The following is a 20,873-nucleotide window of genomic DNA, read 5'->3' on the forward strand; positions in this document are numbered from 1 at the left end:
AATAGATATGCTTTTACCGAATTTTTCATCACAAAGGGAAAAAGAAAAGTACTTCCGTTCTCTTAATGACGAGCAGAAAATAGATGCTCTAAATGAGATGGTAGATATCTCGGAGCACATAGTGTTTCTTGGCGGGGCCGGGGTGTCCACAGAAAGTGGTATTCCTGACTTTAGAAGTAAGAACGGCCTGTATCATAAGAAGGATAAGCGGTTCTCTATGTATAAACCTGAATATCTCTTAAGCTATGACTGTCTAAATAAGAGACCCGCAGTTTTCTTTGATTATTTTCGCAAGAACCTTGACTGTAGGAGTATAGAACCAAACAATGCCCATAGAAAGCTTTTCCAGATGGAACAGAGGGGCAAGCTAGATGGAGTTATTACACAGAACATAGACGGACTTCATCAGAAAGCTGGTAGTAAAAAGGTATGTGAGATACATGGTAGTGCTCTTAGGAGTTACTGTGTAAGCTGCAAGACAGATTATGGTGCGGATTTCATATTTGAGAATACAGAAGATGTTCCACATTGTCCTAAGTGCGGCAAAGTTATAAGACCAGATGTTACTCTTTATGGAGAGTTCCTTCCGCAGCGGGATTACGAAGAGGCTGTAGCACTTATAAGATATGCAGATCTTCTTATCATAGGTGGAACATCGCTGGAGGTCGGATCAGCAGCGCAGCTTGCGCATATGTACCACGGAAAGTTTCTTGTGATCATAAACAAAGGCAAGACCAAGATGGAAGGCAGGGCAGACCTTGTTTTTCATGATAGCATTGGGAAAATAATGAATCAGATAGAAATATAATACGAAAAAAACGTTCATTATTTAAAATATAGAAAGAGAGCAGAAACACCAATGATGACATAGTTTTGCTCTCTTTTTATTTTTTAGAAATGAGCAAATAATTTTTTAGCCTCAATATATTGTAACTTATTTATGGAAAGAACATAAAAGATATAGCTGTCATTTTTATAGGACTGCATAAGCCTTATACTTAAGATATAAAGATATTATCAACATTCAAAAATGTTTTTAACAATGACTTGTAGTTATCAGTTATATAAAAAAGGGGAGGCGAAAAAGCTATGATTAAGTTGTTTGGGGTTATCAATGTAGTTGTTCCTGTGGCTATAATTACATTTTTATTGTTTTATGCGTCGTTAGCTGTTAAATGAGGATATGTCTATGAGAAATTTTTGTACTGGGTTATGAAATGTGTTAAAAGGCACAATAAGTTTTGTGAGCATTTTTGTCATAATATTAAGAGACAGGGAAAATTCTGAATTTCAGTGTTTTAACTCAGGAATAGCATAAAATAATAATTAAAATGTTATACCTGCTTTATAATTATGTGCCCCAAAAACCGTTATACTTTATAACATAACGGAGGTATAACATTTGAAATTTATCAAATATTTAGGTACAAGTCTGGCATTGATGCTGTCATCTGTGATATGGCTTGTTTTTTTTAGAATAGATATTAAAGCTGCTGATACTGTTGCACAGATGATACTTGATGTTGATATGTGCGGAGATGTGGATGATATAATGGCCATCCGCCTTACCGAGAAATATGACCTTGAAAATAAAGTAAAGCTTCTTGCCGTAACGAGTAATGTTATGGGCAATGAAGATGCAATAGCAGGGATTCTTACAAAAGAAGGATATAGCGATGTTCCTGTTGGAGTAAGTCCGTACTCAAACGATACAGCTTACCCGGAATATTGGGATAAGTTTTCTGAAACTGTGGCAAACAATGAAATGATAGATGCCATTAAGTTACTAAGAAGGACACTTGTTGAATCCGAAGAGCCTGTATCTATTGTTACCACGGGGTATTTGACAAATATATATGGTCTAATGATTTCACAGGGCGATGAATACAGTCCTCTTAATGGAATGGAACTGATAAGAGAAAAGGTAAAAGAAATGCATGTAACGGGTGGTGTTTATCCTTCCGGAGTGGATTTCAATTATTCCTATGTGCCTTTTGCGTCTTTAAGTGCCAGATATGTATATGAAAATTGGGAAAGCGCTGTGCCGCTTTATATATACACATATGATCTTGGCGGTCCACTTATGTGCGGAGGCAACCTTCAAAACATGTCAGAAACCGACTATCTTGCGTGGGCATTGAAGAAAAGAGGAGTTGAAAGCGGAACACCGTCCTGGGATGCTTTTACTGTATTTGTTTTTGCAAATATTAAGGATTCCGAAATCCATGGAATAACCACTGAAAAATGCAATATGGCAATTGACCCTGAAGGAGTTAATATTATAGAGGATTGTCCAGATGGTAAATTCTTCAGAATTATAAAAAGCAGGGACAATGAATATTATAGAGATCTTATAAATGCGGATCTTATTCTACCGTAAAAAACTCCAAACACCCACTAAATCAATGGGAGTATGGTGCGGGGTGGCTGTCTGAAATCTGAAAGCTTAGCTGAATGTTATACCGCGGAAAATATCAATTTTATGTGGTATAATGATAATGAAAGAAAGAACCGGCAAAAATCGTATGTTTTGAGGATCCGGAGGTATGAAATGGGGAAAGATTCCAGATATTATGCTGAATTACGCAAGGATAAACTTGCAAGAATCACGGAAATCAAAAAGCAGCTTCCAATATATACACATAAATTTATAGAATCATGCGTCCGTAAATATCAGATAAACACAGCTCTTGCGTATGCAAAGGATGTTCTTTTATTCTTTGAATTTCTTAAAGTACGGAATCCGCGCTGCAGATCTCTGGAAATTAAGGATATTTCCCTGGAAATTCTTGATGCACTCAATTACGAAGACATAAATGAATTTCAGGAATTTATGGTTCTTAATGAATCTGACTCCGGGCATATGGTCAGCAACCGGACGCTTGCCCGTAAAATGGCAACTCTCCGGAATTTCTTCGGATATATGGCTGATAAGGAATATATTGCAGAAAATCCCACGCTTAAAGCAGATAAAAACCAGAAATATGAGGAAAATGACATAAAACGCCTTGATGTTGATGAAGCAAAAAGGCTTATTAAGGCTGTTGAAGAAACCAAAACATCAACAAAAAGAAGCTCTGCCAGATCCAAAAACACAGCAAAACGTGATCTTGCAATCGTTATCCTTTTATTAAATCTGGGGCTTCGCGTGTCAGAATGTGCCGGACTCGATCTAAATGATGTGAATTTTGAGGATAATACCATCAGAATTGTTAGAAAAGGCGGTAAGGAAGCAATTCTTTATATAAATGAAAAAACCCGCAACACGCTCCGTGATTATATAAAAAATGAGCGTCCCCTGCTGGCACAGGATCCAAAAGAAGAAGCTCTTTTCATATCACTTAAGAACAACAGACTTTCCGTTAGAAGCATTGAGGATATGCTTAAAAAATACGGAGATGGCGCAAAACTTACAGACCGTGTTCATCCCCACAAACTCCGCCGAACCTTTGGAACCACTCTTTACAATTCATCCGGTGATATATACATGGTTGCAGACGTCCTTGGCCACAAGGATGTGAATACCACAGTAAAGCACTATGCAGCAGTTGATGAAGAACACCGGAAGTCAGTAGCAAATTATGACCTTTTTGGGGATAACAACGACAATTGATTGAATGCAATGAAATATTCGGCTTTTTTGCCTAAGCAGGAAAGGACTTTACCCGCAACATTATTAGTAACGAGATCTAATAAATCATCGGTATTTACGCAATGCTTAGCCCATGTTGACTGTCTACCGCTGGATGAAAAAACTCCAAGATAAGTTATCGCTCCAGTTTGACCGTTCACCCCGGCAGTGTTCTCAATTTCATCAAGGCACGCACTTACATGTGCATTAGGATGCATGTCCTTCATTTTTTGTACATGACCTACTGTCTCATGTTCGTTTTTATCTGCTTTTTTGGTTTCGAAAGCAGACTCCATCATTTTTTGCAATGCATCAATTTGATCCTTTATAGAATCTATTTCCTTTCCAAAATCCCTAGCCATTAACAGATCCTCCTTAGATTACGGTGTTATGTATTTACGTAATTACATAATATATTCTCTGGATTCGGATTGCCAATACGCAATTATGTAATTACGCACAAACGTAATCCGCCAATAAACAATCTTGCTTCCTTAGGATGTTCAAGTATCATTCCTTTGTAAAAAATCTCTGTGCAAGCATTGTTATACCTGCACAGAGATTTCTTATTACTTCTTGTCTTCCTCAGACTCCTTATCAAAACTCTGCCTGTTATCTCTTACTGAATTCTCAGGCTCAGCATTTCCTTTATGCTCTAAAACGAGTACCCAAATAACGGCACCGAACATCAGCGCCGTACATATCACGCCTATAGCGATTGACATAATTGACATTTTCATCTCCTATCTTTGCCACTCTCGCAGCAATATGCGTTATTTATTCAGTTGTATTGGGAAAGGTAGAAGATTATTTTTTTCCATCCTTAAGATGGATGTAGCTGATAGCAATAAACCTGCTAATTACTAAAGAAGTCCATGGAAATATGGACGGTAAAACAGATGTATAAAAAGCTCCTAAAGATAATAGGAGGCATAAAATCAGACTAAATATGACTATTCTTTTCGTACTGGCAGTAATTTCCTGACTGTTTACATCTTCTCTTGTAGCTCGTAAATCTCTGATTTCAAGTGATGCAACTTTATATATGTCTCTAGCGCTGATAATATCTGAGCTTCTATGGGGATTTTCATTTGTCTTTGAAGAAATTGTAGTTAATGCTCCAAGACTGTCAGACACTTCTCTCATCTCACGGACATCAAAAAACAGACCACCTGCAATAATGGCCATTGTTAAGAATAAAAGTATGAATTTCCTGATGCCGGCTGTTGTCTTCAAAACATATCCTCAAATTCAATTATGTTAGTTACACAAGTTCATACTAGCATAGATACCGATTTACTCTAAGCTTGAATTTGTTTTTTGTAATGCAAAGATTACAGGTATAATACCATATAATTAAAAAATGGGCTCTGCGTTTCGCATTGCCCATTTTAACCCTGTTATATTCTTTTCATTCCGAAAAAAACATTGCAAATTTCGCCATGCCTTTTGCATCATCAGACTTTAGCAGGAATTCCGTTATCTTCTTCAGCGAATCTTTACCAAGGAAACATGCTATTCCTGTAAGTTCTGAAACATTACCTTTATCTATGGCTTTATCAACTATTTTGTCCAGTGTTTCTTTTGACAGGAAAGGTGCCAGTGAAGTTATGTTATCAAAATCGTCAGCATCCATTCTGGAAATCACATCATCGAGCGCCTCTTTAGGCAGGAATGGTGCAAGCGAAACAAGGTCATTGATATTTGATGAGTCTATCTTTTTTGAAATGCCGATAAGTGTATCGCTTGATAAAAATGGAGCTAAGGCTATCAGATCCTTTATCTGAGCAGTGTCAATTCTTGCCGCAATTTCATCGAGATATTCATCGTCAAGAAATGGAGCAAATCCTACAAGAGCATGTAGGTTAAGAGCCCCTTCTTCCGAAATCTTCTTTACCTTTTTCTTAAGTTCCATGGGCTGAAGCATTGGTGCAACTTCTGTCAGCTCTTCTGCAGTAAGTGATTCCTCAGAATTCTCAATAACTTTTTTTATAATGGAAGTCTCCTTATCATCTCCGAGAAGCTCCGCAACATCCATATCAAGAGCCTTAGCTATATCAGAAATCTTTCCAATATCCGGCATGGAATTACCACGCTCCCAATTTGATACTGCCTGATAGCTTACTCCCACAATATCAGCAAGTTCAAGCTGGGTCATATTCTTCTTTGTCCTGGCATTCTTTATATTCCTTGCTACTTTATTCATATCTAACATTTTTTCGCTCCTTAAATTGTAGTTGGATACTGGCCAGTACCTTTTGTTTGATATAAGAATACATTCCGGGTCAAGATCTGTATATCAATTTGTAATTGAGTCCAATCCCCAGCTTAAATGCTGGAACTCAAGTGGTGGTTGAGTACATTTTTTATTCTAAATTACAAGAACGGAATGGATGCTGGCACCGCTTCCGCTGAAAACCTCGAAGGTTTTCATTCTTTACAGATATAATTAACCGAAACATTATCATGTCACCTCTATAAAATCCGATTCTTTATCTCTGATTAAAACTTGCAAACACAGTCATGCACTCATCACAATATTGACCTTCCGCTTGCAATGAAAGTGTTACTGGTTCCCTCTTAATAAATTTGCCTTTATATTCCTCAGGATACCAGGTAACCTGTGTAAAAGCTTGCGTAAGACTTCCTGCACTCTTTGCCTCGACAAATCCTGTTCTCATTTCTTTTCCGCACTTAGGACAATTCATAACTATTCTTCCTCCAAAAAACACTCATAATCAAGCATCACTAGTTTTTTCCATGGATTCATTACTTATTAACCCTTCTAATCCGAATTTGTTATTATATATTATTCATACAATAAACCAATTTCCTCAAATAGAATCTACAATAACTTCCTATTTTTTATACCCCAAAAATCAATACCGTTCAGCCTCTATACTTCTTCGTTATGACCATAATGTAAATTGCCATCATAGCTATTGTTTCCAGCATTACTCCCAATACTGAGAGTAGAATTAACGCTGAGTTCTGTCCGGTCAGCAACGGAAGCCCTAGCACAATGAAAATAATACCATAGCAGATGAACAAAATACCGGTCGAGCGATTATATCCTTTGATGTCATTAACAGGGAATTGTTCGATATTCGCCCAAAAACCTACTGCCGATTTCATGAACAAAGCTCTAGTACCTAAAGCAATCATTACAGCACCAAGTATTGCCCATACAAGAAATCCCATTGCCGATCCACTCATAGCGCCCATCCTTTAAAGGTTGAACTCGTTCGTCTTATGTTCCATTTCCCTTTTTCTATCGATTATTGCACCTATCATCATGCCCACGAACATTCCGAGTCCTGTTCCTAAACACATTCCGGTTGAAACTCTTCCAGACATGAGATAACTTGCGACGCTTCCGACAGTAACTCCTATAGCAAGTCCCCAGCTCTGCCCCATCACCATGTACTTATGCTTAGATTTATTCTTTTCATACTCTTCTTTGTTCTTTTCAGACATCTCCTTTACATTTTTAGAAGTGGCAACTCCGAACATAAGATAAACCGGTGCCATTACTGCAATCAAAACTACGAATAACCAAATTTTAGGTGTCATGTTTTTTCTCCTCTTGTAAGTTTCCATTACATAAAAAATTATAGTGCAGACACATATGGGAAAACAGGCAAAAAGCGGTAAAATAAGGCTTCTTATTTCACATTAGATGGATTCCTCTCGCTCAAATTATCTTCGGAGATAATCGACGAAAGGCTTTTTCTGTGCCGCATAAAAATATGACTATTTTACCTGAATAAGCTAATAAATATTCAACGTAGTTCCTTTTTCAGTTTTCTAATAACATACTTTTCGCCGGTTCTCGGATCCGTCTTTACTTCCGTATCGAAATCATACTTGAATCCACATGATTCAAACATCTTGGCTGACGCAATGTTTTTCATCCTATGACCGCCTCTAAACTATTTTGCACCACATCTGGAAGCTTCGTCACATAAAGCATTTAGAATCTGCTTCCCATAGCCTTTACCGACAAATGCCAGGCCAATAGCTATACCATCTTCTTCAAAAATCCCAGGTTCTATTTCATGCATTGTCGTCCAGCCTATTGCTTCCATTGTTTCTTTCAAATAGACTATTAAAGCGTACTTTTCTTGTTCCTGATACTTTATGGCCTTTTTCATGCGTTCTTTTGCTTCGTCTTCGGTTTTGATAACTGTCCAGAGCATATGTTTCGCTGATTCACTTTTGCTCCAAATATTCTTGTAAAGCGCTTCCCAATCACCATATTCAGCTTTCTTTATGACAAGATTATGTGTTTCCAATCTCACTTTTTCCACGTTAAAAACTCCTTCAAAGCGATTTAATAAACTCCAAATCCTTTTTGAGAACCGTCTCAACTGGCATATCAAGCCAGTTCTTACCAGATTTTGAAACAGAATCTACATAAGCCTTATTGCTAAAAACTCTTTCCACACGCTTAACAACATCGTCCATTGTTGCTACGTTTCTAAGTGTTTCATCAGAAAAGATATACTTATCAATACAATCTCTAAGTTGCTCCTTGTCCACCTCATCGCTTAGATAGCAGATATCAAATACATCCTTATATCTCGTTGATCTACTTGCAAATCGCACAAGTGATTTCAGTTTTTCTGTAATCATCTGCGCTTTGGAATTAATCAAAAGACTAACTGCATCTTCCTGAAATCCTATATCAAAAGCATAATCTTCCTGCTCCAATGATAAATCAGCATGAACACCTATATCCATTTTTAGTGATAAAACTGTATCATTTGAATCCGTTATAGTTATAGTAATCCTTTTTCCTTTGTAGTCTTGATGGTTAAGTTCAGTTATCTTGCCATCTATAGCAATGGACAGTCCATCAATACAATCAAGACGTTTAACAAACTGCCTTATGGATTCATCAGATATCGAATATCTGATAAAATCAAGATCTATATCCTGCGTAGCGCGTCTGGCATTCTTAGAAAGACTTCTCATTACAACTCCGCCCTTGACGGTTGCATTCCTTGCCATCCCACTTTCCGCAATTGCCTTAAGTACTATATCCTGACAGAGCTTAGATTCTGCGTTTGCTTCGCTATACCCCTCTGCTTTTATCTTTTCTACCTCATCCCTTAAATTCATGAAATCAAAGAACCTCCATCTGTATCTGATTCATAAGTGTATTACCATTTCGGAACATGTAGGCATAATCCTCAACAAGTCCAAAATCCATTTCCTCTACTATGCGCCTATAGTTTTGTATTATCTCCTTGTACAGATCAAACGGTATGCTTTTTCTAAATCGCATAAGTTCTATTAGCATCCTCTCCCTATCATATAGCCTAATACTCGAGTTATTATACTTCATCTCAATTATGCCAGGCTCAAAAATATCATCTTTTAGAAAAGACTGTATTACTCTTTGATCCTTAATTCTTGAATCCTCTCTCCGAGTTGCAAGGTGAAAATGATCCGGTATTACATCTGTAAGTGAATGATAATAAAACGCACTTTTTCCGGTAAACACTGCCCTCGGAAATTTGCTAGTTATTATATCAAGATCCGAAACATTTCTTACAGTAGAATATACTCCCTTTTCTTTCATAAAGAGCTCTCCATTGCTCAGCTCTTTCTTTATCTTATAATCCGATCCATATTTTTCTATACATTCATTATAGGTAAGAACCATGTCGATCCTCCTTTTCTGAAGGTTTAGCATTTTAAAGTAATTATACACACAATGCAGCAATAGTGTGTATTTTTACTTTAATAATACAACACCGCGTAGAATAAATCAATTACACATTCAAGTAAATATACACACTTTTTCTCTTTGTGTGTATTTTTACTGTAATGTTTTATTTAAAAATAATGGAAATGCCATTGTTTCAGCCAACGCATTCCCATTTTATGCAAGAAATATACAGATTGTTAAAGAATTTGTAAGTATTTTATGCTGTAAGATAAAATTACAATCAAAATCTTACACCAGGTTCTTACAAAAACCAATTAGTATTTGACTTATAGATATGCGGATTGTATAGTCAATAAAAGGAGCATTCACTCTGATTGTTCCCGTGTAAATCTAAATTATCATAGAAGATTCCTATTTACAGAAAAGATTTCAAACTCTCCAAATATCTCAACATTCTGAAATACCGGAGCGAATAGTTTGTAATAATCTTCTCTCCTATACTTCCTGATATCTGTACCATTTAGGGTAACAACACCTTCTGTGGGATCATAGAGCCTTAAGAGGAGCTTGATCATTGTCGTCTTCCCTGCGCCATTTAGTCCTACCACAGCAAGTTTTTCTCCGGGATGAATCTTTAGATTAAGGTCCTTAAGGGCATAGGTTTCTGCCTTGGCATACTTGTAGGATACGTTCTTAAATTCAATTTCGTAGGTATCTGCCTTCGGAATATCTATGCAGTCTTTTTCATCGTCATCTATATCAAGCTCAATAAAGGATCTGAAATCATCAGTTTCCAACGATGCCTTCTTATAGTCTCCAAAGCGCTGCAGGAGATTTATAAGTGCCTGAGAAAAAGCTATTGATAAAGACAAAAACAATGTGAAATTTCCTACAGACAAGTCTTTTGTAAATACAGCAAAAAACAGCACCGCATATATCAGTGCCTTGATCACAACATTCGCAATCTGTGTAACAAAAGAGTTTTTGAACCAAAGCTCATGATGAAGGTCCATTTTTTCCTCTTTATCAAGGTATGTCTCCTCCTGTTTTTTTGAAAGAAACTCAGATAGATTAAAGAGCCTGATTTCCTTGGCATGGTCACAGTACTGGGTTACTCTCTCCATATAATCAGTCTTTCTCCAGGAATCAGAAAGCTCATCCCAAACCTCTTTTTTGTCCTTCTCAACTATTTTCCTATAGTACAAAAACTGAATAACACATAAGACTATCAGTGCCAGAATTAGTCTGAAGTCCAAAACCATAACTGCCACAAATGTGACCACTACAGTAAAAAGACTGGTAAGAAGCTGCTGCATATATCGCATCATACCCTCAACGCCGTTCATGTTGCTGCCTGTCGCCTGGGCGGCACGTCTTGCCACATCAAGAACGTCCGGTCTTTCAATAAGTTCATATTTAAGTGAAAGAACTCTTGCTATTCTCTCGGTGATCATATGCATGCGTACATATATAAATCTGTACCAGACAAGACAATCCGATAAAACGCTTCCTATATTTAAAAGGCATGCGATAAATCCTGCCGCAAAGATTAGCTTAACAAGTCTTTCCATAGCCTCTTTTTCCTGAAGTCCCATCTGAATAATATCAATTACATATTTGCTGAAAATCCCCCAAAAATAAGAAAGAACAGATGAGCAAACCATCCCAAGCAGTACAAGAGCTACTACATCCGGCTTGTACTTAAGCATCTTACCCATAATATATCTGGTGTTACTCCATATCCCAAATTCCTTGTGTAATGGATTATCTTTACTTTCTTTGTATTCATCCTCAAGCCACATAGCTACTTCCTCCTTTCAAGCAAAGGTCGCATTTCATACATCAAATGCGCCACACAACGATGTCTAAGCAATTCTAACTTACTTAAAAAGCCCATAGCTACTTACATATTGCTATCCTATAAGTGTTCATTACCTCTCCATTAGGCATAATTTAATCTCATATGCACATAGAAATTATAGCATTCAAATATGCGCAAAAGTGATAATTGTAATTATTAGCGCCCAAATTGTAATAATTAACAGCCGTATTACGAATTTAGAAAAGAGCTTCCGGATCAACCAGAAGCTCTCAAATATTAGAACTGTTGTTTATATTAGGTGATTAGATCACAACCATATTACCATATTTAGTCTTTTTTAGATGCAAATAACTTCCGAGATAACGCTCCACTGTTCAGCCCCAAAAATTTGAAGTTGTCGAGCTCTTTCTCTTATAAACCTGCTAACAAATGTCAATAGCGAAACGGCTTATTTTTAAGTGTTTTCAATTTAACCATTTTTAAGCATCACAAAAAGGCTGGATGAATAATTCCAGCCTTTTTATAGCTGTTGCTACTTATTTGTAGACTGCGGTTACTCTTGCATAATATATACGTAGAAATTTATTTAATCCCGCTATTTTAGCGTGTTTTTTGCACTTTCCCTCAATTTCTTTCTTGATTATATAATTATATACAGCAGCATCTTTGGGCGCCGGATGACTCTTAAGTACCCTCATTACTTCATATCCTACTTTTCGTAAAGTTGATGATCCTCTCTTTGTCATCCTTCGATTTGTGCCCACAAATTGTCCTGACTCGTAAGGCGGTGGATCTATACCGGCACAAGCTATGAGAGCTTTTGCACTATGAAGTTTTCTTACATCTCCTATTTCTGCAATTAGTTTTGGCGCTAGCACATCTCCAACACCACCCATTTCTCTAACTGTAGAGTATTCTGGTAAGGACTTAGCAAGAACCTGCATTCGTGCTAATATAGTAGCCAAGGAGCTATCTATAGCCCTTAATACTGATACTGCTTCCTGTACTAACATTTTGGTCGATGGGGTACTGGAAGATAGTGTAGGAATGCCACCGGATGCTAATTCATAGACTTCTTCAGCTTTGGATCTGCTCCGGTGATATTTCTTTTCTTTTGCCCAGAGAAGGTACTCATCTGTGAACTTTTCAAGACTCATGGAAGTAATTACATCATAATGCCAGAACTTTTCCACAAAATCGCTTAACTTGTCCTTGTTGCTTGATTCGTTCCAGCTATTAAACTTTTTCTTGATTCCAGGCATGACATAATCGAGGATATGAGTTAATTCTTGTAAAGCCTTAACATGGAGTTCCATATAGTACCTATATCTGCGCCCTAGCAGCTTCAGCTCAGCATATACCTCTTCGGCACCTTCATATTTTTGGAGTTTAAACCACTTTTCAATTCCATAATTAGCAATCATGACCGAATCAAGTTTGTCAGTTTTTGCACCCCTAAAGTTGTTATCCTTTGCGAATGACTTCATCACAAAAGGATTTACTACAGATACGAAATAGCCTTTCTCTGTAAGATAAGTCAATACTGGCAAGTGATAGATGCCCGTTGCTTCCATGACTATACGTATTTCACCATCTAACTTCTGGAGAATACTATCGAGTCCGTCTAGCCCCTTCTCAACATGTTGCATTTCAAAAGGACTGCACACTATTTCTCCATACGGCTTAAGTATGCAGACAGTGCTTTTTCCTTTTGATACATCAATTCCAACACTAATCATTCTGAACCTCCTCCAACTATAAATAGTAATTGCTCCAGCCACACTTATTACCATTCAGTTTAGTTGGTTACGCGGGTGTTTCTCCCTACCTGCTTAAGCGAATGCTTATAATAAGGGGGTGGCTAACGGTTTATGTGACGGATGCGCTGATCCAAAAAGAGCCACGTCAGACCAATTACTCCCCTTATTATAAAAAAATAAGTGCAGATGTCAGAGTTAATTACTCTCTAACAACTACACTTTTATGGTACTAAAAGAGCCCCGCAAAGGTCAGGGGCTTTATTATTTATTGCGCCATTGATATTTATGTAAATCAACAACTCCATCTTTGACTTCGACGTCTTCAGAGAGCAGGATTTCTCCCTGCTTCCAGGCTCCGCCAAATGCATAGTTGCCGGCAAGTTCGCCTTTTGAGTTTACTACACGATGACAGGGAATTGTGCTGGGGTTAGGGTTTTTGTGAAGAGCATTTCCTACAGCTCTTGCCATCTTTCTATCCCCGGCTTCTTCTGCAACCTGCGCATAAGTTGCAACACATCCCTTTGGGATTCTGGCTACAGCATCATAAATCCTCTTAGTCGGAGAGTCTGCTATCAGGTCGTAGCTCTCGGCAATCATGAGCTTTATGTCTTTATCCGGGATACTTCCATCGAGGATGATTGTATTCCAATGCTCCTTATTCTGATGGTATCCGGGAATAACTGAGCTGTAAGCCTTTCTCCAGAAAAAAGCCATCTCGGGATCAACCTTCACATTGAGATTTATAAAGTCCTCTCGTTCATAAGTCCACAGGAATGCTTTTTTATTATACTTATATCGCACCAGCTGCCAGTTAGGATCGTGGAAGGGCGCTTCCTGATAAGTATCCGGAAAAGATAATCCGTATTTTAATGCTTCTTCTCTTGTTTTCATGAAATAATTCTAACACATTCAAATAGAATTACTCATAATTCACTGTTATTTTTCCCAACGTTATTTTATCCAGAACCTTATCATTAGTCTTTACTGTATGTTCCGGTAGAATCTTTTCTTGATAATACACGCCGTCCCAGTTTAGAAGCTTTTCTGGGTCTTCGGAATATCCTGTTAAATCACAGGTATTTACAAGAAATTTGGCATATTTTACTGCAAGAGCATGTTTTATCCGCATATTAGTGAGGATGCTTTCATCCAACCCTGTTCTTGCAAGCTGATTCCCGGTCATGCTGCTTAAGATCATCTTTGCTTCGACCATTGCTTGTTTTTCTTCCGCGCTACTTAATACAACTCCTTCAGAAAGAGCTCTTTTATAATAAATCTCATCTGATATACAAGTGTTAACTGCCACCTTCTTGGCGTAATCACAGACAAACTGAGAATCCATGCCGGCTGAAAAGTGGGTATTCCACCAGTGCTTTGGATTCTCAGGATCATACAAAAGAGCCTGGTTCTGCACAAACTCTTCTACTTCATATATGTAATATCCAAATTCTCTTAAAGTAATCTCGGTATCATCAACTGTGATCAAAGGCTCATCAAGATGATCTTCATAAACGAATCTGCTCAGTATTCTCCCGCAAATAGCAGCAACTATCAGGGCGACGTTTGCAATTAAAATTATTATGATAGCTCTTTTAACTGATCTCATCATAATCACTATCCATCCTGTGTAAACAGCTCTTGGAATTCCTTTCTTCCGGGAACCCACGCCTTTTCATAAATGTGAGTGAAATGATTTTTTACCGTCTGCTCAGAAATTCCGAGCATATAAGCAATTCTATGATTTGAAAACCCCGACACTTTAAGGTATCCGAGTTCAAGCTCTCTTTTCGTAAATCCGAATTTACGAGCTATATTAAGATACTGCTCCTTTGTAATTCCGGGATCATTCATCTTCCATGTCCATCTCTTCATTCATCTTACGCTCGGCATTTAACTTAAGCGGCAGAAGAAAAAACTCGATTATTACTGCATAAAAACCTGAAAGGAAGCAGACAGCAAGGCTTGGTCCAAACGTTTCCGGCTCAGATAAATTTCCCATAAGAATTATTGCTGAAGTTATGATGGCAAAAAGAGCTCCAAATACAGTAAGCTTCTGGGCAGCGCCTACGGCTTCTATAATATTTTTTAGTTCAAGAAGCCTGTAATCTTTTATCCCTACTGAGAATGAATTCAAAAAATCTTTCCACTCACCCATGATCATGAGCCCGGGAATCAGAATAAGTAAAACAAGAATCAGCGAAGGCACATCAAGAAACCATGCGACAGCAGAAAAGCCAAAGCTGGTTCCGAGGGTACTGATAAGAAATACAACGATGAAAAGTACAAGCTCTCCAAATAAAACGGTACGGATATTCTTTTTCATAAGCATACTCCTTTTAAGCTTTATTTATTCGTTATAGGTGTTCCTATTATGACGTTATCATATGCACGAAAAGAAATATATAGTACCTTTTTGAATTTATTTAGTCCATCTCTTCTCTTGTAATATTCCTTGCCCACTTGTGGCTGTAGAAGTACTTAAGAACCCAGGGCCATTTCACAAACTCATCGGTACAGAGCAGGAAGAACACTACTTTTACCGGGAGCTTAAAGACAAAGGCTGCAAGAAGTCCCAGTGGAACAGCGTGGCACCACATGTCTATGGTGTCGCAGATAAAGCCGAATTTGTCACTGCTTTAGCATTGCGCTGCCTTGTAGATGATCAATATTCGTAGGATTGATTTACTTTCCTAAGTGCAGCTACATAATCGCAGCCTTTTTCTTTCACATTTTCCGGATTTATAGGATAATGGACATTGTAAAGAATCCCTTTGTCTCCGAACATATCCTCTATATAGTCCTTCTCTATATGTCCGCCTACAACTTCAAGGCAAATCATAATATGATCATCACCCGGTACGATTTCTTTCTCCCACAAAAACTTGCACTCAATGTTCATGAAACATTCAGCGACCATCGGCGCTTCTATCCATGAAGCTTTCTCCACAGTAAGCCCTGATGAAGTTATCTCATCTGCCTCGAGCTGATTATTCTGTATCGTCTTCATGCAGGCTTTGTATAAATCAGAAGACATGAAATTCAGCACTGCTGCCTTCTTTTCATTTAGGCTTTGGTAAAGATGTCCACACTTATTCACGCTGCATAGAATCACGTAATACCCGCACCCATGATTCGCACTCGTAAACCCTGCCCATGACTGCATCGTAGCATTGGGCTGTCCGTTAGATTTATATGTTGTGACAAGGAACATCGGCGTCGGGATTCCCATAATAAACTCTTTCCAATCAAAGCCGAAGTTTTTTGCAAATTCTCCGTATGTCCCCTTCATAGATTCCGGCATTTCTTTGTATTGGTATTTCATCTTTTTCCTTCCCTCCGTACTAAAATCAACATAAGAATCGACTTCAATTATCTCGACAACCTTCGATTTGTCATTGTCTATAATACTGAAAAATATATTCCAATATATCTTTATTTATTTTGTCTTATTATCAATAAAGGCAATCACTCGATCAAAAGCTTCCTTGGCAGTCGAATCCACTCGCTCAGCTGCAACGAAGCAGTGCTGCTTTTCTTCACCTTTTTCTGCCAAAGGATCTATCAAATCATTTTCGACAGTAACTGCATCTAACTGCTCATGCATCACATTCATATCGTGACGATACTCACTTCCAAGCATAATAGCCGAAGGATAATCTGCTGTCATATATGGGATGCAGTCATATCGTTCCAACTCACTTTTACTCAAGAAAATTGATCCTTTGACATAATTTCCAACCAGAATCTTACACGCAAGTGAAAAATCTTCGTATATGAGAGGAGCATCATCTACAACTATTGCACTGATCTGCTCTTTTTTCAGAACAGGCTCTATTCCAAGGAGTTTTGCATATTCAGAATTGCTTACCACAGTTCCTATCTGAGAAACCATGATTGCTCCTGCCGAAGATCCCATCAGAACAATTTTATCTGTATTCAAATGATACTCTTTACCATGCTCCATGATATATGCAAATGCCTGATTTGCCTGAATCAGAGGATCCGGAAAATGTCCTTCGGGAACCAGCACATAATCCACATTTACTATGTTATACCCCTTTGCACAAAGGTCATCAATCAGATATGTTGCTTCGCTGACTGCAAGTGGATCACCCATGTTCTTGCTCCCTGCAAAAAAACCTCCACCATGAAAATAAAACAACGTTGGTCTGTCCGCTTCAAGATTATCATCCGGATAAGTTATATCTAAAAAGCTGTTAGGGTAATCGCTTCCATAATTGATCTCACTGATAAGATACTGCCCATTTTCCTTTTCCCCATTGACCGGATCATACAAGGGTTCATAAGAATTGAGAGGTTTGCCATTAACCATAGCTCCCTTCTGGATAGTACCAATGACTATCTGTGTATGTGTAGCAAGATAAAATGCTCCTCCTACGATAATAATCGCAATAACAACAATAACTGTCATCAATATCTTAATACCTTTATGCTTCTTTTTTATCTTCATTGAATCGTCCACTTGTATCACCTCTTTGACTTTTGATAACAACCATGTTACTTTATAGGTACAATTGTACCTCATGTTTTTATTCGGTCAATATCCCAATAAAAAAAGGTACAAAGGAGGACTATTTGTACCATGAGAGAATCTACAAAATATGTTATGGATAAAATCACCTGTTCCCTCATTGAGCTAATGAGGGAAACATCTCTAGGCAATATATCCATTTGTGCCATCATAGAAAATGCAGAGGTAAGCCGTAACTCATTTTACCGCCATTTTCAGGATAAAGATGATATACTCCGATATTACATTTCTTCAGAAACAGAACAGTGGCTGGCAAAAGCCGGGATGAATTATCTGAACGTTTCGTCTCCTCAGGAGTATGTTGTTTTTCTTTTGAAGCATCTATATAAGTATCGGGATATCATCGATCTTCTTATCCGTGATAATAAGATGAATCTTCTGGAAGAAGAATTTGACAAGCGTTTTAATGCCATTCTATCCAGCATTACTGATCCATGGCATATAGCCTTTACTATTGGTGGCTTCTATAAGCTCTTTTGCTACTGGGCAAAAACCGGATATGAAAAGACACCTGAAGAAATTGCAGCCTATATTAAGTAATCTCGGAACGTGAACAATCAGTCATCTCGAACAAGCCATGAGAAGTCTGTAGAATCGACATAATAATCATTTTTAAACCCAGTTAAATTATACCATGAAAAAGAGCTGCAACTTTCGTTGCAGCCCCATGATAATAGCAACATAGAATTCCAATGTGTATCATATGCTTTAGTCAAAGAGTTTTTCCGGACCAATTATATTTTGAACCACGTCCAAGTTCTCATTTTTCTTGACTCCATTTGAAGTTATAAGTGTTATATGTATAGCCTTTGCCGGCTGTACCTCATCCATGAATGTATCAGCTTTATGTATCAGTTCATCTTTATATTTTGAGCTTATCTCAAATTCATTATCTGTACATTTCATCTCACACAGGTTGATCACATCATCTGCTCTATCTATAAGAAGATCTATCTGTGCACCGCCCTCTTTTTTCTTACTCCTCCATGAATACTCGGCGCTCTCGACACCTGCAATACCAAGGGCTGCCTTTATCTGCGGAACGTGCAAAAGGCATACGATCTCAAATGAATTCCCTCTCCAAGCATAATATTCCGGAGACTTAATGAACGCCTGCCATGACTTCATTTGCTTATCACGAATGAAATTTAAACTAAAGAGTACAAACGGATCAATAACCTGATAAAATGCGCCATTTTTCTTGGTTGTTGCATTGCTATAATGTCTGATAAATCCGCACTGTTCAAGCTCTTTAAGAGCTTTTGTAAGTCCTTCGCCATCAGATACCCCTGATTTTTGAACAAGATCTGTCCTTTGCAGGCCCTTCTTTAGTTCAGCCATAGTCTCAATAATCTTTATGTGATTGTCTGCGTTTTTGAACAATGACCTGAACAGCTGCTCATATTCATAATGAAGGTCTCCTCTTTCATCAAAAATAAGGCTATCCACGTTCTGTGCGAAGCTAAGCCTTCTGTCGTACAGATTCAGATAATACGGTATCCCTCCAAATATCATATAGCTTTCTATTATCTTATCCTTGCCTAAGATAATTCCATTGTTCTTAAAGAAAGTCTCACATTCACTAAGACTAAATGGATCTATATGCATCTGCTTTGTTACTCTGTTATGAAAGCCTCCCACATCATTAAGAATATTATTGATGATCCACGATGTTGCAGAACCGCAGACTATAAGAAGAAGGTCTTTCTGCGAAGAACCATAACTGTTCCAGAAAAAGTCAAATGCTGACTTAAAATCTGATCTCGCAGTGTCCATCCAAGGAACTTCATCCAAAAATACCACCTTTTTTCCACTGGAATAGTCACGCTGCACATCTTCTTTTTCCAGTACCATTCTTAGACGGCTAAATGCCTCAAACCAGTCCTTGGGAATTGTACCGGTTTTATCACCATATAATTTAAGCGACTCGTTAAAAGCCTTAAGCTGATTACGTGTCTTCTCATCTGGAATACCTGTGGTGTAAAATGAAAAGCGTTCATTAAAATACTCTTTGATAAGAAAAGTCTTTCCTACTCGACGACGTCCGAAAACAACCAAAAATTCAGGTCTTTTGTAATCAAGACACTGTTCTAAAATATCCTGTTCTCTTTCTCTTCCGATTATATTCATAGCAGTGAACTCCTTTATAATCTGCTGAAACCTATTATAAGCCACATGTTTTAGCAGATTATATCAAATTATATGCTTATATTATGCTGATATATATATTAACTATACAATTCATTCTAAATCTTTTCAATAAAAAAAGAGACCACTCCTCGCACGAGAAATGGCCTCTTTACACTGATTCTGATAATGTGATTATTTTTGATCAACGATACTCTGTTCTTTTCCAATAAAATCGTCCACGTCACATTGCAAAAGCTGAATCGTATCTTCAACAGAGATTTTCCTTTTTTATAAGTTTTTGGCAATTTTAAATACTTTTCTTAGATGGCTACTTATCCATCCCTATCCACTGTATGAAAGCTGTCTTATCACTGCTGTTATACCCAGCCTTCTCATAGAAATGCATAGTCTCCGGCTTCTTTGATCCTGTCAGCAGCATCATTTTGTAACAGTTTTCCCTCTCCGCAATCTTCTTTGCATAGTCCAGACATTCACCTGCATATCCGTTTCCTCTGAAATCCGCATGTGTTACCACATTCTCAACAAAAGCATATGGTCTTATATTTCTTGTTAAATTCGGGATGATCACACAAACACAGGAAGATATAATCTGACCATCAATCTCATTTACGATCAGATGGTGATTCGGATCCTTAATGATCTGATTCCATGTTTTTTCAAGATGTTCATCATGTATGGGAATACTATCTTCATGTAAGTAAAGATACAGTTCCAAAAGTGCTTCCAAATCTTCTTTTCTTGCTTCTCGTATCATCAGCTAATAATCCTTAACCCTTTAATCTATTAACCTGTAATATTATTTTGAACTCTCACTCCCTATTATACATAAAAAATGAGCTCTAAAGCATTACCGCTTCAGAGCCCTTATAATTCTATTCATCCTCGTTGAATAGCACCATCTATTCAGCTGCCACCAATTAATTGACCGTTAACCCCATCCCCAAAGGGTCAATGTGAAAGTGGCAAGGTCTTTGAGGTATGGGAAAGGGGCTACCAATTCTGCAGCCCCATAAGTAATTACTTTGTTTTTCTCTGAAATTTTGCTTTTTTTACACCAGCTTTTTTAATGAGCTGTTTCTTGCGATTTGCATATTCCACGTTTGGAACTCTGGTGAATCCCCTTGCGTTTATCTCCGTATCCTTTAAAAACTCAACATAATAAAATGAAATCTTCATACATCTCCCATACATTAAATTAGAGCAAGCCAGGCTTGCTCTAATTGATTACATTCGCTCACACTTGTAGGGGTGAAACCCTAATATAATCGTTCGCACTTAAT

26 protein-coding genes and 1 pseudogene are annotated in these 20,873 nt (G+C 37.7%); 4 read left to right on the forward strand and 23 right to left on the reverse strand.

Annotated elements, in window-relative coordinates:
• The first annotated feature begins 7 nt into the window (after positions 1 to 7).
• The 3 genes from BV60_RS0118835 to BV60_RS0118850 all read left to right on the forward strand — a co-directional run bounded on the left by BV60_RS0118835 (position 8) and on the right by BV60_RS0118850 (position 3,613).
• The gene (locus BV60_RS0118835) at positions 8 to 808 is read left to right on the forward strand and encodes an NAD-dependent protein deacylase (RefSeq protein ID WP_081846811.1); all 801 of its coding nucleotides are present in this window, start codon (positions 8 to 10) and stop codon (positions 806 to 808) included.
• Positions 809 to 1,402: 594 nt separating this feature from the next.
• Positions 1,403 to 2,380, forward strand: coding sequence for a hypothetical protein (locus BV60_RS0118845; RefSeq protein ID WP_029324261.1), 978 nt, complete (start codon positions 1,403 to 1,405; stop codon positions 2,378 to 2,380).
• 171 nt (positions 2,381 to 2,551) lie between these two features.
• Positions 2,552 to 3,613 (forward strand): tyrosine-type recombinase/integrase, encoded by a 1,062-nt coding sequence (locus tag BV60_RS0118850; RefSeq protein WP_051656902.1) that lies wholly within the window; start codon positions 2,552 to 2,554, stop codon positions 3,611 to 3,613.
• Here the strand turns inward: BV60_RS0118850 and BV60_RS0118855 are convergent.
• The 20 genes and pseudogenes from BV60_RS0118855 to BV60_RS0118940 all read right to left on the reverse strand — a co-directional run bounded on the left by BV60_RS0118855 (position 3,580) and on the right by BV60_RS0118940 (position 17,373).
• Positions 3,580 to 3,993 carry a hypothetical protein gene (locus tag BV60_RS0118855; RefSeq protein WP_029324265.1) on the reverse strand — a complete coding sequence of 138 codons (414 nt, stop codon included), beginning with the start codon at positions 3,991 to 3,993 and terminating at the stop codon, positions 3,580 to 3,582. The two genes, BV60_RS0118850 and BV60_RS0118855, sit on opposite strands and share 34 nt — an antisense overlap.
• Positions 3,994 to 4,200: 207 nt before the next feature.
• Positions 4,201 to 4,365 carry a hypothetical protein gene (locus BV60_RS23285; protein WP_156036227.1) on the reverse strand — a complete coding sequence of 55 codons (165 nt, stop codon included), beginning with the start codon at positions 4,363 to 4,365 and terminating at the stop codon, positions 4,201 to 4,203.
• Between the two features lie 73 nt (positions 4,366 to 4,438).
• Positions 4,439 to 4,867, reverse strand: coding sequence for a hypothetical protein (locus tag BV60_RS0118865; protein WP_029324267.1), 429 nt, complete (start codon positions 4,865 to 4,867; stop codon positions 4,439 to 4,441).
• Between the two features lie 175 nt (positions 4,868 to 5,042).
• Complete coding sequence (locus tag BV60_RS21375; RefSeq protein WP_035777988.1) at positions 5,043 to 5,846, reverse strand: helix-turn-helix domain-containing protein; 804 nt, start codon at positions 5,844 to 5,846, stop codon at positions 5,043 to 5,045.
• A 277-nt stretch (positions 5,847 to 6,123) separates the two neighbouring features.
• Positions 6,124 to 6,339, reverse strand: coding sequence for a PF20097 family protein (locus tag BV60_RS0118875; protein ID WP_029324271.1), 216 nt, complete (start codon positions 6,337 to 6,339; stop codon positions 6,124 to 6,126).
• Between the two features lie 181 nt (positions 6,340 to 6,520).
• Complete coding sequence (locus BV60_RS0118880) at positions 6,521 to 6,847, reverse strand: hypothetical protein (RefSeq protein ID WP_029324273.1); 327 nt, start codon at positions 6,845 to 6,847, stop codon at positions 6,521 to 6,523.
• Between the two features lie 12 nt (positions 6,848 to 6,859).
• Positions 6,860 to 7,204, reverse strand: coding sequence for a hypothetical protein (locus BV60_RS0118885; RefSeq protein ID WP_029324274.1), 345 nt, complete (start codon positions 7,202 to 7,204; stop codon positions 6,860 to 6,862).
• 209 nt (positions 7,205 to 7,413) lie between these two features.
• Entirely contained in the window at positions 7,414 to 7,545 is a 132-nt protein-coding gene (locus tag BV60_RS24080) for a hypothetical protein (RefSeq protein WP_255358154.1), read from the reverse strand.
• Between the two features lie 18 nt (positions 7,546 to 7,563).
• Positions 7,564 to 7,941 (reverse strand): GNAT family N-acetyltransferase, encoded by a 378-nt coding sequence (locus BV60_RS21380; protein WP_051656903.1) that lies wholly within the window; start codon positions 7,939 to 7,941, stop codon positions 7,564 to 7,566.
• Between the two features lie 13 nt (positions 7,942 to 7,954).
• Positions 7,955 to 8,755 carry a nucleotidyl transferase AbiEii/AbiGii toxin family protein gene (locus BV60_RS0118895; protein ID WP_029324275.1) on the reverse strand — a complete coding sequence of 267 codons (801 nt, stop codon included), beginning with the start codon at positions 8,753 to 8,755 and terminating at the stop codon, positions 7,955 to 7,957.
• A gap of 4 nt (positions 8,756 to 8,759) precedes the next feature.
• Positions 8,760 to 9,302: a type IV toxin-antitoxin system AbiEi family antitoxin domain-containing protein gene (locus tag BV60_RS0118900; RefSeq protein WP_029324277.1), complete on the reverse strand. Its 543-nt coding sequence runs from the start codon at positions 9,300 to 9,302 to the stop codon at positions 8,760 to 8,762.
• Between the two features lie 404 nt (positions 9,303 to 9,706).
• Positions 9,707 to 11,110 (reverse strand): ATP-binding cassette domain-containing protein, encoded by a 1,404-nt coding sequence (locus BV60_RS0118905; protein WP_029324279.1) that lies wholly within the window; start codon positions 11,108 to 11,110, stop codon positions 9,707 to 9,709.
• Between the two features lie 556 nt (positions 11,111 to 11,666).
• Complete coding sequence (locus tag BV60_RS0118910) at positions 11,667 to 12,869, reverse strand: IS110 family transposase (protein WP_029324282.1); 1,203 nt, start codon at positions 12,867 to 12,869, stop codon at positions 11,667 to 11,669.
• Between the two features lie 282 nt (positions 12,870 to 13,151).
• A complete protein-coding gene (locus tag BV60_RS0118915; protein WP_029324283.1) occupies positions 13,152 to 13,781 on the reverse strand; it encodes a methylated-DNA--[protein]-cysteine S-methyltransferase in 630 nt (209 codons plus the stop codon).
• A gap of 28 nt (positions 13,782 to 13,809) precedes the next feature.
• On the reverse strand, positions 13,810 to 14,499 hold the full coding sequence (locus tag BV60_RS0118920) for a hypothetical protein (RefSeq protein WP_029324285.1): 690 nt from the start codon (positions 14,497 to 14,499) through the stop codon (positions 13,810 to 13,812).
• A 5-nt stretch (positions 14,500 to 14,504) separates the two neighbouring features.
• A complete protein-coding gene (locus BV60_RS0118925; protein ID WP_079484333.1) occupies positions 14,505 to 14,762 on the reverse strand; it encodes a helix-turn-helix transcriptional regulator in 258 nt (85 codons plus the stop codon).
• Positions 14,734 to 15,213, reverse strand: a complete 480-nt coding sequence (locus BV60_RS0118930) for a hypothetical protein (protein WP_029324287.1) — start codon at positions 15,211 to 15,213, stop codon at positions 14,734 to 14,736. Before BV60_RS0118930 ends, BV60_RS0118925 begins: the two co-directional genes overlap by 29 nt.
• Before the next feature lie 100 nt (positions 15,214 to 15,313).
• Positions 15,314 to 15,517, reverse strand: a pseudogene (locus BV60_RS23560) (MATE family efflux transporter); the annotation flags it as partial.
• Between the two features lie 35 nt (positions 15,518 to 15,552).
• Complete coding sequence (locus BV60_RS0118935; protein WP_051656904.1) at positions 15,553 to 16,212, reverse strand: flavin reductase family protein; 660 nt, start codon at positions 16,210 to 16,212, stop codon at positions 15,553 to 15,555.
• A gap of 114 nt (positions 16,213 to 16,326) precedes the next feature.
• Positions 16,327 to 17,373: an alpha/beta hydrolase gene (locus BV60_RS0118940; protein ID WP_197029617.1), complete on the reverse strand. Its 1,047-nt coding sequence runs from the start codon at positions 17,371 to 17,373 to the stop codon at positions 16,327 to 16,329.
• Positions 17,374 to 17,493: 120 nt separating this feature from the next.
• Between BV60_RS0118940 and BV60_RS0118945 the strand changes: the two genes are divergently transcribed.
• Positions 17,494 to 17,982, forward strand: a complete 489-nt coding sequence (locus BV60_RS0118945; RefSeq protein ID WP_029324292.1) for a TetR/AcrR family transcriptional regulator — start codon at positions 17,494 to 17,496, stop codon at positions 17,980 to 17,982.
• A gap of 168 nt (positions 17,983 to 18,150) precedes the next feature.
• On the opposite strand, the gene BV60_RS0118950 is transcribed toward BV60_RS0118945, so the two are convergent.
• The 3 genes from BV60_RS0118950 to BV60_RS23290 form a co-directional block, all read right to left on the reverse strand.
• Positions 18,151 to 19,572, reverse strand: a complete 1,422-nt coding sequence (locus BV60_RS0118950) for an AAA family ATPase (protein ID WP_029324293.1) — start codon at positions 19,570 to 19,572, stop codon at positions 18,151 to 18,153.
• A 328-nt stretch (positions 19,573 to 19,900) separates the two neighbouring features.
• A complete protein-coding gene (locus tag BV60_RS0118955) occupies positions 19,901 to 20,347 on the reverse strand; it encodes a GNAT family N-acetyltransferase (RefSeq protein WP_029324294.1) in 447 nt (148 codons plus the stop codon).
• Positions 20,348 to 20,610: 263 nt separating this feature from the next.
• Positions 20,611 to 20,769 carry a hypothetical protein gene (locus BV60_RS23290; protein WP_156036229.1) on the reverse strand — a complete coding sequence of 53 codons (159 nt, stop codon included), beginning with the start codon at positions 20,767 to 20,769 and terminating at the stop codon, positions 20,611 to 20,613.
• Between the last annotated feature and the right edge of the window lie 104 nt (positions 20,770 to 20,873).

It is taken from the genome of Butyrivibrio sp. AE3004 (assembly GCF_000703165.1).
Taxonomy (GTDB): domain Bacteria; phylum Bacillota; class Clostridia; order Lachnospirales; family Lachnospiraceae; genus Butyrivibrio.

What these genes read in the sequence shown, in the direction of transcription:
- BV60_RS0118835 (WP_081846811.1), top strand. Translation starts at nt 8, where the DNA reads ATGCTTTTACCGAATTTTTCATCACAAAGGGAAAAAGAAAAGTACTTC.
- BV60_RS0118850 (WP_051656902.1), top strand. Translation starts at nt 2,552, where the DNA reads ATGGGGAAAGATTCCAGATATTATGCTGAATTACGCAAGGATAAACTT.
- BV60_RS0118855 (WP_029324265.1), bottom strand. Translation starts at nt 3,993, where the DNA reads ATGGCTAGGGATTTTGGAAAGGAAATAGATTCTATAAAGGATCAAATT.
- BV60_RS23285 (WP_156036227.1), bottom strand. Translation starts at nt 4,365, where the DNA reads ATGTCAATTATGTCAATCGCTATAGGCGTGATATGTACGGCGCTGATG.
- BV60_RS21375 (WP_035777988.1), bottom strand. Translation starts at nt 5,846, where the DNA reads ATGTTAGATATGAATAAAGTAGCAAGGAATATAAAGAATGCCAGGACA.
- BV60_RS0118875 (WP_029324271.1), bottom strand. Translation starts at nt 6,339, where the DNA reads ATGAATTGTCCTAAGTGCGGAAAAGAAATGAGAACAGGATTTGTCGAG.
- BV60_RS0118880 (WP_029324273.1), bottom strand. Translation starts at nt 6,847, where the DNA reads ATGAGTGGATCGGCAATGGGATTTCTTGTATGGGCAATACTTGGTGCT.
- BV60_RS0118885 (WP_029324274.1), bottom strand. Translation starts at nt 7,204, where the DNA reads ATGACACCTAAAATTTGGTTATTCGTAGTTTTGATTGCAGTAATGGCA.
- BV60_RS24080 (WP_255358154.1), bottom strand. Translation starts at nt 7,545, where the DNA reads ATGAAAAACATTGCGTCAGCCAAGATGTTTGAATCATGTGGATTCAAG.
- BV60_RS0118895 (WP_029324275.1), bottom strand. Translation starts at nt 8,755, where the DNA reads ATGAATTTAAGGGATGAGGTAGAAAAGATAAAAGCAGAGGGGTATAGC.
- BV60_RS0118900 (WP_029324277.1), bottom strand. Translation starts at nt 9,302, where the DNA reads ATGGTTCTTACCTATAATGAATGTATAGAAAAATATGGATCGGATTAT.
- BV60_RS0118905 (WP_029324279.1), bottom strand. Translation starts at nt 11,110, where the DNA reads ATGTGGCTTGAGGATGAATACAAAGAAAGTAAAGATAATCCATTACAC.
- BV60_RS0118910 (WP_029324282.1), bottom strand. Translation starts at nt 12,869, where the DNA reads ATGATTAGTGTTGGAATTGATGTATCAAAAGGAAAAAGCACTGTCTGC.
- BV60_RS0118915 (WP_029324283.1), bottom strand. Translation starts at nt 13,781, where the DNA reads ATGAAAACAAGAGAAGAAGCATTAAAATACGGATTATCTTTTCCGGAT.
- BV60_RS0118920 (WP_029324285.1), bottom strand. Translation starts at nt 14,499, where the DNA reads ATGATGAGATCAGTTAAAAGAGCTATCATAATAATTTTAATTGCAAAC.
- BV60_RS0118925 (WP_079484333.1), bottom strand. Translation starts at nt 14,762, where the DNA reads ATGAAGAGATGGACATGGAAGATGAATGATCCCGGAATTACAAAGGAG.
- BV60_RS0118930 (WP_029324287.1), bottom strand. Translation starts at nt 15,213, where the DNA reads ATGAAAAAGAATATCCGTACCGTTTTATTTGGAGAGCTTGTACTTTTC.
- BV60_RS0118935 (WP_051656904.1), bottom strand. Translation starts at nt 16,212, where the DNA reads ATGAAATACCAATACAAAGAAATGCCGGAATCTATGAAGGGGACATAC.
- BV60_RS0118945 (WP_029324292.1), top strand. Translation starts at nt 17,494, where the DNA reads ATGAGAGAATCTACAAAATATGTTATGGATAAAATCACCTGTTCCCTC.
- BV60_RS0118950 (WP_029324293.1), bottom strand. Translation starts at nt 19,572, where the DNA reads ATGAATATAATCGGAAGAGAAAGAGAACAGGATATTTTAGAACAGTGT.
- BV60_RS0118955 (WP_029324294.1), bottom strand. Translation starts at nt 20,347, where the DNA reads ATGATACGAGAAGCAAGAAAAGAAGATTTGGAAGCACTTTTGGAACTG.
- BV60_RS23290 (WP_156036229.1), bottom strand. Translation starts at nt 20,769, where the DNA reads ATGAAGATTTCATTTTATTATGTTGAGTTTTTAAAGGATACGGAGATA.